The organism is Pseudomonas sp. SDO5215_S409, assembly GCF_054071325.1.
This window is the reverse complement of the sequence record NZ_JBSVWN010000014.1, coordinates 64,944-80,173: the sequence shown is the minus strand read 5'-3', so window position 1 is coordinate 80,173 and position 15,230 is coordinate 64,944. Positions and strand designations below refer to the sequence as shown.

Sequence of the window (15,230 nt, the reverse complement as noted above, 5' to 3'; positions counted from 1 at the left end):
GCGATGCTGCAACTGATCCTGGGCGGTGCCCGTTCCGGTAAAAGTCGCCTGGCCGAAAAGCTTGCCAGCGAGAGTGCGCGGGCGGTGGTTTACATCGCCACCAGCCAACCGCTGGATGGCGAGATGAATGCGCGGGTGGCCCAGCATCGTCAACGCCGCCCGGCCGAATGGGGCCTGATCGAAGAACCGCTGGAACTGGCCCGCGTGCTGCGCGAAACCGCCGCGCCTGGCCGTTGCCTGCTGGTGGACTGCCTGACCCTGTGGCTGACCAACCTGTTGATGCTGGAAGACCCAGGCCGTCTGGCCCGCGAGCGCGAGGCGCTGCTCGACAGCGTCGGGACGCTTGCGGGGGACATCATTTTTGTCAGCAACGAAACCGGCCTCGGTGTCGTCCCGCTGGGCGAATTGACTCGCCGCTACGTCGATGAAGCCGGTTGGCTCCATCAAGCTCTCGCCGAGCGGTGCCAGCGTGTTGTCCTGACCGTCGCCGGCCTGCCCCTGACTTTGAAAGGTACTGCGTTATGACCGACACCTGGTGGCTCAACCCGAGCAAGGCCGTTGACACCCCAACCCGGGAACAGGCCCTGGCCCGCCAGCAACAATTGACCAAACCGGCGGGTTCTCTCGGCCAACTGGAAGCGTTGGCCGTGCAACTGGCCGGCCTGCAAGGGCAACTCAAACCCGCCGTCGATCAGGTGTGGGTCGCCATTTTTGCGGGCGACCATGGCGTGGTCGCCGAGGGCGTTTCGGCGTTCCCGCAGGAAGTCACCGGGCAAATGCTGCATAACTTTGTCACGGGCGGGGCAGCCATCAGTGTGCTGGCGCGTCAGTTGAACGCCCAGCTTGAAGTCGTCGACCTGGGCACGGTCACCCCCGCCCTCGACCTGCCGGGTGTTCGTCACTTGAACATCGGCCCGGGCACCGCCAACTTCGTCAACGGCCCGGCGATGACCGACGCCCAGGGACAATTGGCCCTGCAAGCCGGACGTGACAGCGTGCAAAGAGCCCTCGCCGCAGGGGTGCAGTTGTTTATCGGCGGCGAAATGGGCATTGGCAACACCACGGCCGCCAGCGCCCTGGCCTGTGCGTTGCTGGGCTGCCAGGTCAGCGACCTGACCGGCCCGGGCACTGGCCTGGATGCCCAGGGTGTCAGCCATAAAGTGGCGGTGATCGAGCGCGCACTGGCCTTGCATGCTGCCAGCCGCGGCGATGCACTGAACACCTTGTTCAATCTGGGGGGCTTTGAAATTGCCGCGTTGGTCGGGGCTTACCTGGCCTGCGCTCAAGCCGGTGTAGCGGTGCTGGTGGACGGTTTTATCTGCACCGTCGCAGCGCTGGTCGCCACGCGCTTGAACCCGACGTGCCGCGAGTGGCTGCTGTTTGGCCATCGCGGGGCCGAGCTGGGTCATCGCCATGTGCTGCAATGTCTGGACGCGGCCCCCGTGCTGGAACTGGGCCTGCGCCTGGGCGAAGGCAGCGGCGCAGCGCTGGCGGTGCCGTTATTGCGCCTGGCGTGTGCGCTGCACGGGCAAATGGCGACCTTCGCCGAGGCCGCAGTGGCGGATCGCCCTGCATGACCTTGCACCTGCACCTGCTGCGCCATGGCGAAACCGAACTGGGCGGCGGCTTACGCGGCAGCCTGGACGACGCACTCACAGCCAAGGGCTGGGCGCAGATGCGCGCTGCGGTGGTGGGCCAAGGTCCCTGGGACCGCCTGGTCAGCTCGCCGCTGCAACGTTGTGCGCGGTTTGCCGATGAGCTGGGCGCACGGTTGCAGGTGCCGGTCAGCCTGGAAAAAGACCTGCAAGAACTGCATTTCGGCGCGTGGGAAGGGCAGAGCGCGGCCGCCCTGATGGACACCGACGCCGACGCCTTGGGGCGGTTTTGGGCCGACCCCTACAGCTTTACGCCGCCCGAGGGCGAGCCGGTCAGCGCGTTTTCCGACCGGGTGCTGGGCGCTGTAGCACGTTTGCATCAGTCTTATGTCGGGCAGCGAGTGCTATTGATCAGCCACGGCGGGGTCATGCGCCTGTTGCTGGCCCGTGCTCGGGGGCTGCCCCGTGAGCAGTTGCTCAACGTCGAGGTCGGGCACGGCGGCTTGTTCAGCGTGCGGGTCGAGGCCGACGGCGTCTTGAAGGAAGGGGCGTGACGATGCTGCCATTCTGGATTGCCCTGCAATTTTTGAGCAGTTTGCCGATCCGCTTGCCGGGCATGCCATCGCCGCAACACGTGGGGCGCTCGCTGCTGTTTTATCCGCTGGTGGGGTTGTTGTTCGGTGTGCTGCTGTGGGCATTAAACAGCCTGTTGATGGGTACACCCTTGTTGCTGCATGCCGCCCTGTTGCTGGCCGCTTGGGTGTTACTCAGCGGCGGCCTGCACCTGGACGGCCTGGCAGACAGCGCTGACGCATGGCTCGGCGGCTTCGGCGACCGTGAACGCACCTTGACCATCATGAAAGACCCGCGCAGCGGGCCGATCGCGGTGGTCACGCTGGGCTTGGTGCTGCTGCTGAAATTCACCGCGCTGGTGGCGTTGATCGAACAGCGCAACGGTGTGGCGTTGATCCTTGCGCCGCTGATCGGGCGTAGCGCGATGCTGGCGTTGTTTCTCACCACCCGTTATGTGCGGGCCGGTGGGTTGGGGCAGGCGTTGTCGGATCATTTACCAAAAGTCGTCGGCCAACAGGTGCTTATTCTGAGTGGCCTGGCCTGTGTGCTTATTGGTGGCTTCAGCGGCGGGATCGCCGTGCTGCTGGCGGCGCTCTGCTTTATCGGCCTGCGCCAGTTGATGGTCAACCGGCTGGGCGGCACCACGGGTGACACGGCCGGGGCGTTGCTGGAGCTGCTGGAAATGAGCGTCGTGATCGGCCTGGCTTTGTAACAACTTCTTGCATTCACTTAATCGCGGGTATATACACGCTCCATGCTAGCTTCCCAGTGTTTATGCACCAACCTGCGTCGCGCCGCGCGTGGCGTCAGCAGGCATTACGACGGCGCTCTCGACGGCTTCGGGATCAACGTCGCCCAGTATTCTTTGCTGTGCAATTTGCAGCGTCTGGATCAGCCCAGCATTTCCACCCTGGCAGAAGCCATGGGCCTGGATCGCAGCACCTTGGGTCGCAACCTGCGGGTGCTCGAGTGCGAAGGCCTGGTGCAGTTGGTGGAAGGGGACGATTTGCGCAACCGCCTAGTGCTGCTCACCGAGGCTGGCCAGCAGCGTCTGGCCGCCGCCTTGCCGGCGTGGGAAGCCGCGCAGCAAAAATTGATCGACAAGCTGGGCGCGCAAAAGCGTGAAACCCTGTTGGCCTTGCTGGACGAACTCGCCTGAGCGCGGGTTCGCTTGAATACAAGCGGGTATATACCCGCGAGGGAGAATAACAACATGACTTCAATGTGGCGCACCAGTGGCTGGATTCTTGTAGGGAGTGCGTTGATCCTGGCGCTGTCGTTGGGCGTGCGGCATGGTTTTGGCCTGTTCCTGGCACCGATGAGCGCCGAATTCGGCTGGGGTCGTGAAACGTTTGCCTTTGCAATCGCCCTGCAAAACCTGATCTGGGGCCTGGCGCAGCCGTTTACCGGCGCCCTGGCCGACCGTTACGACGCGGCCAAGGTGGTGGTGATCGGCGGTGCCTTGTACGCGCTGGGCCTTGCGCTCATGGGGTTTTCCGACTCGGCCTTGTCATTGTCGTTGAGCGCCGGTTTGTTGATTGGCGTGGGTTTGTCGGGCACCTCGTTTTCAGTGATCCTCGGCGTGGTGGGCCGGGCTGCGCCGCCGCACAAGCGCAGTATGGCCATGGGTGTGGCCAGTGCGGCAGGCTCGTTTGGCCAGTTCGCGATGTTGCCGGGTACGCTGGGTTTGATCAGTTGGCTGGGCTGGTCGGCAGCGTTGCTGGTGCTGGGGTTGTTGGTGGCCTTGATCGTGCCGCTGGTGGCGATGCTCAAGGACCGTCCTCTGCCCGTAACCGCTGGCCAGCAGACCTTGTCCGAAGCGCTGCGCGAAGCCTGCTCCCATTCCGGGTTCTGGCTGCTGGCGTTTGGCTTTTTTGTCTGCGGTTTCCAGGTGGTGTTTATCGGCGTGCACTTGCCGTCGTACCTGGTGGACCAGCACCTGCCGGCTTCGGTGGGCACCACGGTGCTGGCGCTGATCGGTCTGTTCAATATTTTCGGCACGTACACGGCCGGCTGGCTGGGGGGGCGCATGTCCAAGCCGAAGTTGTTGACCGGCCTGTACCTGCTGCGCGCGGTGGTCATCGTGGCCTTCTTGTGGGTGCCGGTCACGCAAGCCACGGCTTACCTGTTCGGGATGGCGATGGGCTTCTTGTGGTTGTCCACGGTGCCGCTCACCAACGGAACGGTTGCGACGCTGTTTGGCGTGCGAAACCTTTCCATGCTCGGTGGGATCGTATTTCTGTTCCATCAGTTGGGTTCGTTCCTCGGCGGCTGGCTGGGCGGGGTGGTGTATGACCGCACGGGCAACTACGATGTGATCTGGCAGGTGGCCATTGCGTTGAGCCTGATGGCTGCCGCCCTGAACTGGCCGGTGCGCGAGCGGCCCGTGGCGCGTTTGCAGGCCCAGATGGAGGCAGCATGAGCCGAACCTTAGGTAGCGTGGCCGCACTGGCAGGCGCACTTTTGCTGCTGTTGGTGTGGTGGGGCTGGCAGAGAGGCGGCCTGGCGTTGATGCAGCTGGGCATGGCGATCTGTTAAGTTCTGTGCCCGAACCTTTCCAAGGACCCTAGACATGCTGATGCGCTGGCTCGCTGTACCTGTCCTGATGGCCGTTGGCACTGTGGCCATGGCCGCCGAATGTCCGCCGCTGCTTGAAGGCACGCTTCCCAAGTTGCGCGCCAAAGAATCCATCGACCTGTGCCAACGGTTTGCGGGCAAACCGCTGGTGGTGGTCAATACCGCCAGCTTTTGCGGGTTTGCTCCCCAGTTCAAGGGGCTTGAAGCGTTGTACCAGCGTTACAAAGGGCAAGGGCTCGAGGTGATTGGCGTGCCCTCCGATGACTTCAAGCAAGAGGCCAAGACGGGCGAGGAAACGGCCAAGGTGTGTTACGTCAATTACGGCGTGACCTTCACCATGACCGAGCCGCAGGCGGTCAAGGGGCCGGATGCGGTGCACCTGTTCAAGGTGCTGGCGCAGCAGAGCAGCGCGCCGAAATGGAATTTCTACAAATACGTGGTCGACCGCCAGGGCAAGGTGATTGCCAACTTCTCCAGCCTGACCAAGCCGGACAGCCCGGAGCTGATCCAGGCTGTGGAGCAGGCGCTGGCTTCCAAACCCTGACACCGGCCACTAAAAAGCCCCGCCTCTTATGCAAGAGGGCGGGGCTTTTTTATGTCGCGGTGAATCAGAACTTGTACGTCACACCCAGGCCGAAGCCGTTGGCGCTGTTTTCGTACTTGGAGCTGTAGGTCGAGCCCAGTGCGTTCTCTTTGTGGACCTTGACCGGCTCTTCCTTGAGGTAGGAGTAAGCCAGGTCGACGGTCATGTTGGGCATCACGTCGTAGCCCAGGCCCACACTGAAGATCGTCCGGTCGCCGGTAGGGATACGTGGCGAACGGTCTGTGTTGTTGGCAGGCGATTGGTCGAAGGTCAGGCCGGTACGCAGCACCACCTGCTTGGTCACACGGTACGAAGTACCCAGTGCGTAAGCCCAGGTGTCGTGCCAGTTTTGCGGCTCGGAGATCCGGGTGACGATTTGCGGCGCCAGGCCACCACCGCCGGCAGCGGTCACGCCTTCGTTGTTGATGGTGATGTCTTTGAGGCGGCTCCAGCGGGTCCAGGTTGCACCGCCGTAGACCTTCCAGGCGTCGCTCAGGTCTTGAGTGACCGACAGATCCCAAGACTCAGGGGTGTCCACTTTCAGCGAGGCGTCGTAGCGGCCCGACTTCAGGTAAGCCGGTGGAACGCCAGTGCCCGGGGTGACCGTGGTGTGGCCTTCGAGCTTATATTTCACTTTGGAGTGGTAAGTCAGGCCGACGCGGGTCGTGTCGGTGGCTTGCACCAGGATACCGGCGTTGAAACCGATGGCGGTGTCGTCACCTTTGACCTTGATCTTGTTGTCACCCGTACCGGCAAGGCCTGGGCGCGGCACCAGGGCCAGGCTTGGCTCGGACTCCAGCGTACCGGCGATGCGGTTGATGGTCGGGCCAAAACCGATCGAAACGCGGTCATTGAAGGCGTAGCTGACGGTAGGTTGGAAGGTGATGACAGACACTTCGCTCTTGTTGCCAAAAGCCCGGCCCTGATAGCCGCGTTCGTAGTCAGTCTTCAGGCCGAAAGGCGCGTAGACGCCAAAGCCTACCGCCCACTGGTCATTGAGTTTGTTGGTGTAGAAACCAAACGGTACGGCAGTGAACGGCACCATGTCGCCTTTGTTGCTACCGCGAGAGCGGCCGCTGGCGTCCTTGATATCGGTACTGGCATCGATGGCGGCGACACCACCGGTAATTTGTTGGCCTTCGAGGCGGGCCATACCGGCAGGGTTGCCATAAACAGTGCTGGCGTTTTCGGCAGAAGAAGAGCGACCTGCGAAACCTGTCCCCATTCCGGCAACATCTTGTTCGTTAAGCGCAAAACCGCTTGCGAACACGTGGGAAGAGGCCATGGCAACGGCGAGGCTAAATGTGGTCTTGAGCATTGCTTTTTTCATTATTAGAAACTCCTTGGTGATCACCGCTGCGGAAAGTAACAATAAATTTAAGTTAGCGCTATAGGCTGTAATACGGGAGATAGAGCGGTTTTGTAGGACAATCCGACCAGATTTGCTGTTTTTAGCCGAATCTTGCAGCGTGCCCGATCAGCAGGCGATGTGATTCAAGGGTGAAACACAGGTGTGCCACGCTTGCGTGAAATCCCGAAGGCGGCCTTGAGGATGAAATATTTCTTTCCAGATACGTGCCATCGCCACGACATCGCCTGGCGCGGGCAGTGCCGGGCGGTGTTGTTCCACCAGAAGCCAGGCAATGGCGGTGGCGTAACGCAGGTTGACGGTCAATTCCAGTTGAGGGGCGCTCAAGAAGGCATGCTGGCTGGCCAGGCCCCGCACCAGGCTGGCACGCTCGGGGTCCAGCGCCAGGTAGTTGTCCCATAGGGCGCGATGGCGAGGTTCAGTGATGCTGTACAGGCCATGGCCGCGGCGATCGTGCAAGGCGGAACCGAGTTCTGACTGGCTGGCGGCAATGCCCAGTAACAAGGATTCGGCGTTCTGGTCATGGCAGCCCAGGTAGTTCAGGGTGGGCCGGATCACATAACGACACAGTTCGCTGGCAGCAATACCCATAAAGGCCTCGATCCATGAAAGTGGTCGACGAACCTGAGAGGGCTTGGCAGCGGTGGATCGGATCTCAGGTTCGTCTCAAGCGGAACAGGCCGCTTGAGTTGAAGTGTAGTGTCATATTTATGATGTAAAGGACTGTTTTTAAAACATCTTTGCCATTTAGTTATATCGTTTATATCGATTTGAACTTAAAGCAGGCAATAAAAAACCCTGCTTTTTGGGCAGGGTTTTTGTGTTTCAGCCTAGGGTCGGGTCAGGCGATCAAGGCTTGGCGAGTACGCTCGATCACGGCCTGCAGCGGCGCGGCGCTGGAGTACTGATCGGGGTAAAGGCGTTCGCTGTGACGGGCGATGCCGTGTTCGTTGACCAGGGTAAAGCTGAAGCAGCCTTTGCGAGCGGCCATGATCAGGCAGTTCATCGGTGCAAAAGCGTGGGTGAGGGTGCGAATGGCATCCTGAGCGTGGATTTGATTAGACATATTAGGGTGTTCCTACAAATGACACGGTTTAAGAACCGTGCAACGTTAAAACGTTCCAGTAACGTTGATCACCTTTGATCAAACGAAGAACCCGACTGGAACAAAGCAGCCAGTTTGAAGCGCTGATAAGTTAGGCGCGCTTGGGCTGGCAGGTAGGTACTTAGGAGGACAGGCAACACGACAGGGGCAGAGGTTCTAGGCCCGGGGTGAAGATCCTGATCAATTTGCAGGTTGGTTCGGTCAGAGTATCGAGACTTCGTTACACGCATGCCTTGTTTGAAGGCGGTGTCGTCGTAAGGGATACCTGGAAACCATCGAAGTGGTCGTTCCCTTGTTTGGCGTTGCCAGAGGGAAGTGTTCGACCAGAATTGACTTTCAGCTTGGTACTAACGCCGCGGATAGTAACGGATCAACCCTGGCAAGGCAAGCGGCAATGGAAAAAAGATTTTCGCCGCCGCGGTAACGTTCTTGACGCGCCGTTCAAGTAAAAAAACAGGTGGATATAACGGCCTGTGAGGTGGTTGTGCACATTGGTTGCGCTGCATGTAACCTTGCCGAGGCGGGTCTTATACAACGCCTCGATGCCTGTAATGAAAATTTAAGTCAATGAAAAATCGGGCTTTTTTTTATTGGTGAAAAAACCGCCAGTTTGACTGTGGCCCCCATTCCATGGGCGTTTGCGCGAGTTACATAACGGTTGTCCACTGAGTTATCCACAGCTTCTGTGGATTGTCCCGAGCGCTTGCTCTAGAACGGGCATGCGGACTTTTTTCAGCTTTACCTGTACGAAAAAAAGAGTAGAGTGGCGCGCCTTTCGTTTTGTCCCACAGTGCTTTATGAAGTTTCGCTCAGTATCACCTTCTGTTACCGCTGGCACCCAACCTGTTACCGCCCCCAAGCGTTTCTCCCTGAAGGTGGCCTTGTGGTTGCTCGACAGCCCGCGCCTGAGCCACAGCCCCAACGTCAAACACCTCGCCGGGCGCCTTCTCAAGCAGTCGGCGCGTGAGGGCGTGGTGGCTGCGCAAAGCCGCCTGGGGCAGTTGATGTGCCGTGAGTGCGGCAACGCCCGCGACCGGCGTATCGGCCATGACCTGCTGCGCCAGGCCGCCCGCGCTGGCGACCGCCTGGCCCTGCGTGAACTGGGCCACGTCGAAGACTGAGCTGTCCTCAACGCACGCGCTTGGTTAACCTTCCTCTTTTCGGGTGATGGCAGGAATGGCTATGGCTTTTGACTGGACCAGCGTGGTGCTGGGGCTCGCTGGCGCTGCATTGCCGCTCTTGGCACTGTGCTGGCAGATTCAACAGCGACTCAACGCAGGCAAGGCCGATTGGGCGCTGCTCGAAGAGCGCCTGGCCATGGCGCAACTGGCCCAGGAAGGGCTCACCGCGCAACTGGACGCCAGCCGCGACGAAATCAGCGACCTGAGCCAGGCCAACGCCGCCAAACAGGCGGACCTGGCAGCCGTGCGCCGGGAGGTCGAGTTATTGCAGGTCGACCGCGACAACGCTCGCGATGCTGCCCATGCCTGGAACTTCGACCGTTCTGCCAAAGAAGCCGAATTACGTCGCCTGGATGCCTTGTCGGCTTCCTTGAGTGCCGAGCTGCGCGAGCAGCAAGACAGCCACCAGAAACGCCTTGCCGACCTGCAAGGTTCGCGCGACGAGCTGCGGGCACAGTTCGCGGAGCTTGCGGGAAAAATCTTTGATGAGCGTGAGCAGCGTTTCGCCGAAACCAGCCAGCAACGCCTGGGGCAACTGCTCGACCCGCTCAAGGAACGCATCCAGTCGTTTGAAAAGCGCGTCGAAGAAAGCTATCAGAACGAGGCGCGTGAACGGTTCTCCCTGGCCAAGGAGCTGGAGCGCCTGCAGCAACTGAACCTGCGTCTGTCCGACGAAGCCACCAACCTGACCCGTGCCCTCAAAGGCCAAAAAACCCAAGGCAACTGGGGTGAGTTGATTCTGGAGCGGGTGTTGGAGCACGCAGGCCTCGAGAAAGGCCGCGAGTACCAGACACAAGTCAGCCTCAAAGGACCGGACGGCGAGCGCTTCCAGCCGGATGTGCTGATCATGCTGCCGGGCGACAAGCAGGTGGTGGTGGACTCCAAAGTCAGCCTGACCGCGTATCAACAGTACGTCGGCGCCGACGACAGCGACATCGCGCAGGCCGCGCTCAAACAGCATGTGCTGTCGCTGCGCAATCACGTCAAAGGCTTGGCGGGCAAGGATTACAAGCGCCTGGAGGGCTTGCACAGCCTGGATTTCGTGTTGCTGTTCGTGCCGATCGAGGCGGCCTTTTCGGCGGCGTTGCAGGCCGAGCCCAACCTGTTTCAAGAGGCGTTCGACCGCCACATCGTGATCGTCAGCCCGACCACCCTACTGGCCACCTTGCGGGTGATCGACAGCCTGTGGAAGCAGGAGCGGCAAAGCCAGAACGCCCGGGAAATCGCCGAGCGGGCAGGGTGGCTGTATGACAAGTTCGTGCTGTTTATCCAGGATTTGGATGAAGTGGGTAACCGTTTGCAGCAGTTGGATAAAGCCTACAGCGCGGCGCGCAACAAACTGACAGACGGGCGCGGGAACCTCGTCAGTCGCACCGAGCAATTGAAGTTGCTCGGTGCCCGGGCCAGCAAAAGCTTGCCCGCCGATTTGCTCGAGCGGGCGATGACCGACGAGGACGGCGTCGCGCAGTTGCCGGAATAATTCTCGGCTAGAGCGGCACGTGGCGGCTGAGCAGTGCCCGCAACGCGGCCGGTTTCACGGGCTTGGCCAGGTAGTCGAGCCCCGCTGCGTGCACCTCGGCCACGGTTTCCGGGCGCCCGTCGGCACTGATCACCACCCCGGGGATCGGCTGTGCTAACTGCGCACGTAGCCACCCCATCAGTTCGGTTCCGGTTTCTCCGTGATCCAGGTGGTAATCCACCAGCGCCAGTTGTGGCCGCACGCCGTCGGCAAGCAAGGCGGCGCATTGCGCACGGTCCCGGGCGGTCCACACATCACAGCCCCAGCGGGTGAGCAAGCTGCGCATGCCAATCAGGATGCTGTCTTCGTTGTCCACGCACAGCACCTGCGTACCTCGAAGCGGCTGGTCGTTGTCCGGTGTGGCTTTGGCGGACGGGCTCAGCGCCGCTCGGGCCAGCGGTACGCGCACGCTGAACACGCTGCCTTTGCCGGGCCAGGAGCGCACGCTCAGGCGATGCCCCAGCACTCGGCACAAGCCGTCGGCAATCGCCAGGCCCAGGCCCAGGCCCTTTTCGGCGCGGGTCTGGTGGCTGTCCAGGCGCTTGAATTCTTCAAAGATCACGGCCTGTTTGTCGGCCGGGATGCCCGGGCCGCGGTCCCACACTTCCAGGCACACTTCACTGCCCCGGCGCCTGACACCGAGCAGTACCGGCCCGTCGGCATATCGGAAGGCGTTGGTCAGAAAATTCTGCAAGATCCGTCGGAGCAGCTTGATGTCGCTGTCGATCCGCAAAGCGCTGCCGCGCAACCGGAAGCGCAGGCCCTGTTCCTGCGCCAGTGCCTTGAACTCGGCGCCCAGTGCATCAAACAGTTCGTTGAGTGCAAACGGCTGGCGTTGAGGGTTGATCTTGCCGTTTTCCAGGCGCGAAATGTCCAGCAAGTCGCTGATCAGGTCTTCGGCCGAACGCAGCGAACTGTCCAGGTGCTGCACCAGTTGCCGGGCCTCGCTCGACAGGCCGTCGTTCTGGTGGGAGAGGGCAGCCGAGAACAGGCGCGCAGCGTTCAACGGTTGCATCAGGTCGTGACTGACCGCCGCAAGAAAGCGGGTTTTCGATTGGTTGGCCGATTCGGCGACGCCTTTGGCCTCGGTCAGTGCGACGTTGAGTTGCGACAACTCATGAGTCCGTTCGGTCACCCGCTGTTCCAGGCCTTCATTGGCCTCGGTCAGGGCCTGTTCGGCCTCACGGAACGCGGTGATGTCGGTGAAACTCATCACAAAGCCACCGCCGGGCATCGGGTTGCCGATCAATTCGATCACCCGGCCATTGGGGAACAGGCGTTCGGAGGTGTGCGCACGGCCTTGACGCATCCAGTGCAGGCGGCGCGCCACGTGCACTTGGGCTTCGCCGGGGCCGCACAGCCCGCGTTCGGCGTTGTAGCGAATAATGTCGGCAATCGGGCGGCCTACGCTGATCAAGCCTTCCGGGTAGTTGAACAGCTCCAGGTAGCGCCGGTTCCAGGCCACCAGTCGCAGGGACTGGTCCACCACGCTGATGCCCTGGGTGATGTTTTCGATGGCGCCTTGCAACAAGGCCCGGTTGAACTGCAGCACTTCCGACGCTTCGTCGGCGATGCGTACTACATCCTCCAACTGCATTTCGCGCCCTTCAATCGCCGCTTTCACCACTGCACGGGTGGAGGATGCGCCCAGTACACCGGCCAGCAGGCGTTCGGTGTGGGCGATCCACTCGTTGTCGGCGTTCTGGTTGGGGTTGAAGCCTTTGCCCTGGCGATAGGCGAAGCGGATGAAACTCTGCTGGGCGCGCTCCTCGCCCACGAAGCGTGCGGCCAGGCTGAGCAAGTCATTGATCTGTACCGACAGCATCGAACGTGCACTGGCCCGCTGGCTGGTTTCCTGGCCGATAAAGCGCCCAGCCTGCCAATGCTCCGACACCCGCGTGCGTGACAGCATCGACACCCACACAAACAGCGTGAAGTTACCGGCCAGCGACAGCACGGTGCCCAGAGTCAGCGGGGTGATCGGCAGCCCAAGCGGGTGGGTGTGCAGCCACGCAAGCCCGGGGAAAAGGCTTAGGGACCAACCCAGGCTTTTCGCCGCAACGGGTAGGACCAAGGTGTAAAACCACAGGAAAGTGCCCGCCGCCAAGCCCGCAAATACGCCACGACGGTTGGCCTGTTTCCAGTACAGCGCCCCGAGCATCGCGGGCGCCAGTTGCGTGACGGCGGCAAAGGCAATCTGCCCGATGGTGGCAAGGCTGGTGGAGGAGCCCAGCAAGCGGTAACTCACGTAGGCCAGCAACAGAATGATGACGATGCTGACCCGGCGCACGGACAACATCCAGTGACGAAACACTTCAAACGGCCGCTCGGCGCTGGAGCGGCGCAACAGCCACGGCAGCAGCATGTCGTTGGACACCATGGTCGACAACGCGATGCTCTCCACAATCACCATGCCGGTGGCTGCCGAGGCGCCGCCGATAAAGGCCAGCACCGCGAGTGCCGGGTGCGCCTCGGCCAATGGCAGGCTGATCACGTAAGAGTCGGGCAGGACATGGCCCGGCAGCAGCATCTTCCCGCCCAGGGCAATCGGCACCACAAACAGCGCCGCAAGGATCAGGTAGGCCGGGAATACCCACTTGGCCAGGCGCAAATCCTGGGGCTCGATGTTTTCCACCACGGTGACGTGAAACTGGCGAGGCAGGCAGATGATCGCCATCATCGCCACGCCGGTCTGCACCACCATGGAGGGCCAGTTGATGGTTTCCTTCCAGTACTCGTCCAGCCGTGGGGCGAGTGCGGCTTGGCTGAACAGGTCGCCGAAACCGTCGTACAGGCCGTAGGTCACAAACGCACCCACGGCCAGAAACGCGAACAGCTTGACCAGCGATTCAAATGCAATCGCCAGCACCATGCCCCGGTGGTGCTCCGTGGCATCGAGGTTGCGCGTGCCGAAAACAATGGTGAACAAGGCCAATACCAGCGACACGATCAGCGCCGTGTCCTGTGCCCGGGTGCCGGTGGTGTCGGCACTGGCGCCGATCAACAGGTTCACCCCCAGCACGATGCCTTTAAGTTGCAGCGCGATATACGGCAGTACGCCCACCAGGCAAATCAAGGCCACCACCACGGCCAGGGACTGGGATTTGCCGTAGCGGGCGGCGATGAAGTCGGCGATGGAGGTGATGTTTTCCTGCTTGCTGATCAACACCATCTTTTGCAGCACCCAAGGCGCCAGCAGCAACAGGATCACGGGGCCCAGGTAGATTGGTAAAAAAGCCCACAACTGTTCGGCCGCTTGGCCTACGGCGCCAAAGAACGTCCAACTGGTGCAGTAGACGGCCAGCGACAGGCTGTACACCCACGCCCGCATGCGCGGCGGCAAGGGCGCGCGGCGACGGTCACCGTAGAAGGCGATGGCAAACATAATGGCCATATAGACCAAGGCAACGGTGGCGATCAGCCTGCTGGACAGCGTCATGGGAACTCCGGACATAAGAACACCCCGGGCATTCCGGGCCCGGGGTTGAACAGTCTCGCATGATGCCGGGGCTTAGTCAGTGTCGACCAAGGTCGCGTGGGGCCGGATGTCGCGGGTCAGCGCGGGGGCAGGGTTTTCTGGCGCAGGATGTAAGCGGTGACCAACACGGCACTGGTCAACATGAACCCGCGTGCCCACGGTGATGGCACCAGGTAGCAGGAAACCCCGATGCTCAGCCACATCAGGCCAATGGCGTACACCTTGGCTTTGAGCGGGATGCCGCTGCCGTCCAGGTAGTCGCGAATCCAGGGGCCCAACTGCGGGTGGTCCACCAGCCAGTGGTAGAAACGTGCAGAGCTGCGGGCGAAGCAGGCGGCGGCGAGCAACAGAAAAGGGGTGGTCGGCAGCACCGGCAGGAAAATGCCGATAACCCCCAGTGCCACGCTCAGCCAGCCGATGGCCAGCAGCGCGTAACGCACGAGCGGCGAGCGCTGGACCATGGGCGGCAGGCGCGACGGACTCAGTGGTGACGAGGCTTGAGGATCGCCGGTTTTTCGTCAGGGGCGTTGCACAGCAGGTACAGGGCGGTCAGTGCTTCCGGGATCTGTACGATCATGTCGTCCATCAGATTGGCGTCGGCGGCGATGTCGGAAAATTCCGGCTGGTCGTCGAACAGGCCGGAACCGACCATGATCGGCAGCAGCATTTCGCTGACTTCCTCTTCGGCCGTTTCAAACCAGGCCTCTTCACGCAGGAACACGCCTTCCATGAAACCAATGCACCAGCCGCGCAGTTCGGAGTCGTCCGGGTCATCGCCCAGGTCCAGGTCGCAAGGCAGTTCGAACTCTTCATCCGACGCCAGTTGGCGACCGATGTGGGCCTTGAGGGCGATAAGGGTGGATTCGATTTCTTCGCGCTGGGCGTCGCTGGTGTAGTGCGGCGGCTCGGAGAACAGGGCGTCGATCCATTCACGCTCGGGCACCACTTCGGAGCAGATCGACAGCGCGGTCAGATAGCCATGGGCGGCCACGTAGTCCAGCGCCTCGTCATGCAGCTCGTCGGCATCGAGGAAGGCTTGCAGGCGGGTTAGTTGCTCAGCGAAGGACATTACGGGCTACCTTGGGGGAATAAACGATGCTGAATTCTAGGCCTTCTTGCGCGCCCAAGCCAGCTGCCCGGCATATTTGCGCGGTTTTAGATCGGCGCGGCTATTCGTCAACGGCGCCCTTTGGCGGGTGACGCTCGGGTATACTGCCGCGTTTTGTGATGCCCCCAAGGCTGGGCGCCAG

General features: G+C 61.5%; 15 protein-coding genes. 9 read left to right on the top strand and 6 right to left on the bottom strand.

The genetic code is table 11. The annotated features are described in order from the left end of the window. Window positions 1-3: 3 nt before the first annotated feature. The 7 genes from cobU (at window position 4) to ACW9H9_RS10400 (ending at window position 5,289) form a co-directional block, all read left to right on the top strand. Window positions 4-525 carry a bifunctional adenosylcobinamide kinase/adenosylcobinamide-phosphate guanylyltransferase gene (gene cobU, locus ACW9H9_RS10430; RefSeq protein WP_457343014.1) on the top strand — a complete coding sequence of 174 codons (522 nt, stop codon included), beginning with the start codon at window positions 4-6 and terminating at the stop codon, window positions 523-525. Further along, window positions 522-1,577: a nicotinate-nucleotide--dimethylbenzimidazole phosphoribosyltransferase gene (cobT, locus tag ACW9H9_RS10425; RefSeq protein ID WP_457343015.1), complete on the top strand. Its 1,056-nt coding sequence runs from the start codon at window positions 522-524 to the stop codon at window positions 1,575-1,577. The genes cobU and cobT overlap by 4 nt, the downstream gene beginning before the upstream one ends. After that, window positions 1,574-2,149, top strand: coding sequence for an alpha-ribazole phosphatase family protein (cobC, locus tag ACW9H9_RS10420; RefSeq protein WP_457343016.1), 576 nt, complete (start codon window positions 1,574-1,576; stop codon window positions 2,147-2,149). Before cobT ends, cobC begins: the two co-directional genes overlap by 4 nt. Window positions 2,150-2,151: 2 nt before the next feature. Further along, window positions 2,152-2,880: an adenosylcobinamide-GDP ribazoletransferase gene (locus ACW9H9_RS10415; protein WP_457343087.1), complete on the top strand. Its 729-nt coding sequence runs from the start codon at window positions 2,152-2,154 to the stop codon at window positions 2,878-2,880. Window positions 2,881-2,922: 42 nt separating this feature from the next. Further along, window positions 2,923-3,327: a MarR family winged helix-turn-helix transcriptional regulator gene (locus tag ACW9H9_RS10410; RefSeq protein ID WP_457343017.1), complete on the top strand. Its 405-nt coding sequence runs from the start codon at window positions 2,923-2,925 to the stop codon at window positions 3,325-3,327. A gap of 63 nt (window positions 3,328-3,390) precedes the next feature. Further along, window positions 3,391-4,590: an MFS transporter gene (locus tag ACW9H9_RS10405; protein ID WP_457343088.1), complete on the top strand. Its 1,200-nt coding sequence runs from the start codon at window positions 3,391-3,393 to the stop codon at window positions 4,588-4,590. A 150-nt stretch (window positions 4,591-4,740) separates the two neighbouring features. Continuing rightward, entirely contained in the window at window positions 4,741-5,289 is a 549-nt protein-coding gene (locus ACW9H9_RS10400; protein ID WP_457343018.1) for a glutathione peroxidase, read from the top strand. Window positions 5,290-5,353: 64 nt separating this feature from the next. On the opposite strand, the gene ACW9H9_RS10395 is transcribed toward ACW9H9_RS10400, so the two are convergent. The 3 genes from ACW9H9_RS10395 to ACW9H9_RS10385 all read right to left on the bottom strand — a co-directional run bounded on the left by ACW9H9_RS10395 (window position 5,354) and on the right by ACW9H9_RS10385 (window position 7,763). Continuing rightward, window positions 5,354-6,658 (bottom strand): OmpP1/FadL family transporter, encoded by a 1,305-nt coding sequence (locus ACW9H9_RS10395; RefSeq protein ID WP_457343019.1) that lies wholly within the window; start codon window positions 6,656-6,658, stop codon window positions 5,354-5,356. A gap of 147 nt (window positions 6,659-6,805) precedes the next feature. Continuing rightward, a complete protein-coding gene (locus ACW9H9_RS10390; protein ID WP_457343020.1) occupies window positions 6,806-7,288 on the bottom strand; it encodes a hypothetical protein in 483 nt (160 codons plus the stop codon). Window positions 7,289-7,538: 250 nt separating this feature from the next. Beyond that, window positions 7,539-7,763 carry a hypothetical protein gene (locus tag ACW9H9_RS10385; protein ID WP_457343021.1) on the bottom strand — a complete coding sequence of 75 codons (225 nt, stop codon included), beginning with the start codon at window positions 7,761-7,763 and terminating at the stop codon, window positions 7,539-7,541. An 836-nt stretch (window positions 7,764-8,599) separates the two neighbouring features. Between ACW9H9_RS10385 and ACW9H9_RS10380 the strand changes: the two genes are divergently transcribed. After that, the gene (locus ACW9H9_RS10380; RefSeq protein ID WP_457343022.1) at window positions 8,600-8,923 is read left to right on the top strand and encodes a sel1 repeat family protein; all 324 of its coding nucleotides are present in this window, start codon (window positions 8,600-8,602) and stop codon (window positions 8,921-8,923) included. A gap of 175 nt (window positions 8,924-9,098) precedes the next feature. Beyond that, window positions 9,099-10,463, top strand: coding sequence for a DNA recombination protein RmuC (rmuC, locus tag ACW9H9_RS10375; RefSeq protein WP_457343089.1), 1,365 nt, complete (start codon window positions 9,099-9,101; stop codon window positions 10,461-10,463). Between the two features lie 7 nt (window positions 10,464-10,470). On the opposite strand, the gene ACW9H9_RS10370 is transcribed toward rmuC, so the two are convergent. From ACW9H9_RS10370 to ACW9H9_RS10360, 3 genes are all read right to left on the bottom strand, one after another. Beyond that, the gene (locus ACW9H9_RS10370) at window positions 10,471-13,941 is read right to left on the bottom strand and encodes a hybrid sensor histidine kinase/response regulator (RefSeq protein WP_457343023.1); all 3,471 of its coding nucleotides are present in this window, start codon (window positions 13,939-13,941) and stop codon (window positions 10,471-10,473) included. Window positions 13,942-14,057: 116 nt separating this feature from the next. Continuing rightward, window positions 14,058-14,441, bottom strand: coding sequence for a YbaN family protein (locus tag ACW9H9_RS10365; protein ID WP_457343024.1), 384 nt, complete (start codon window positions 14,439-14,441; stop codon window positions 14,058-14,060). A 20-nt stretch (window positions 14,442-14,461) separates the two neighbouring features. Next, window positions 14,462-15,049, bottom strand: coding sequence for a UPF0149 family protein (locus ACW9H9_RS10360; RefSeq protein WP_457343025.1), 588 nt, complete (start codon window positions 15,047-15,049; stop codon window positions 14,462-14,464). Window positions 15,050-15,230: the final 181 nt, after the last annotated feature.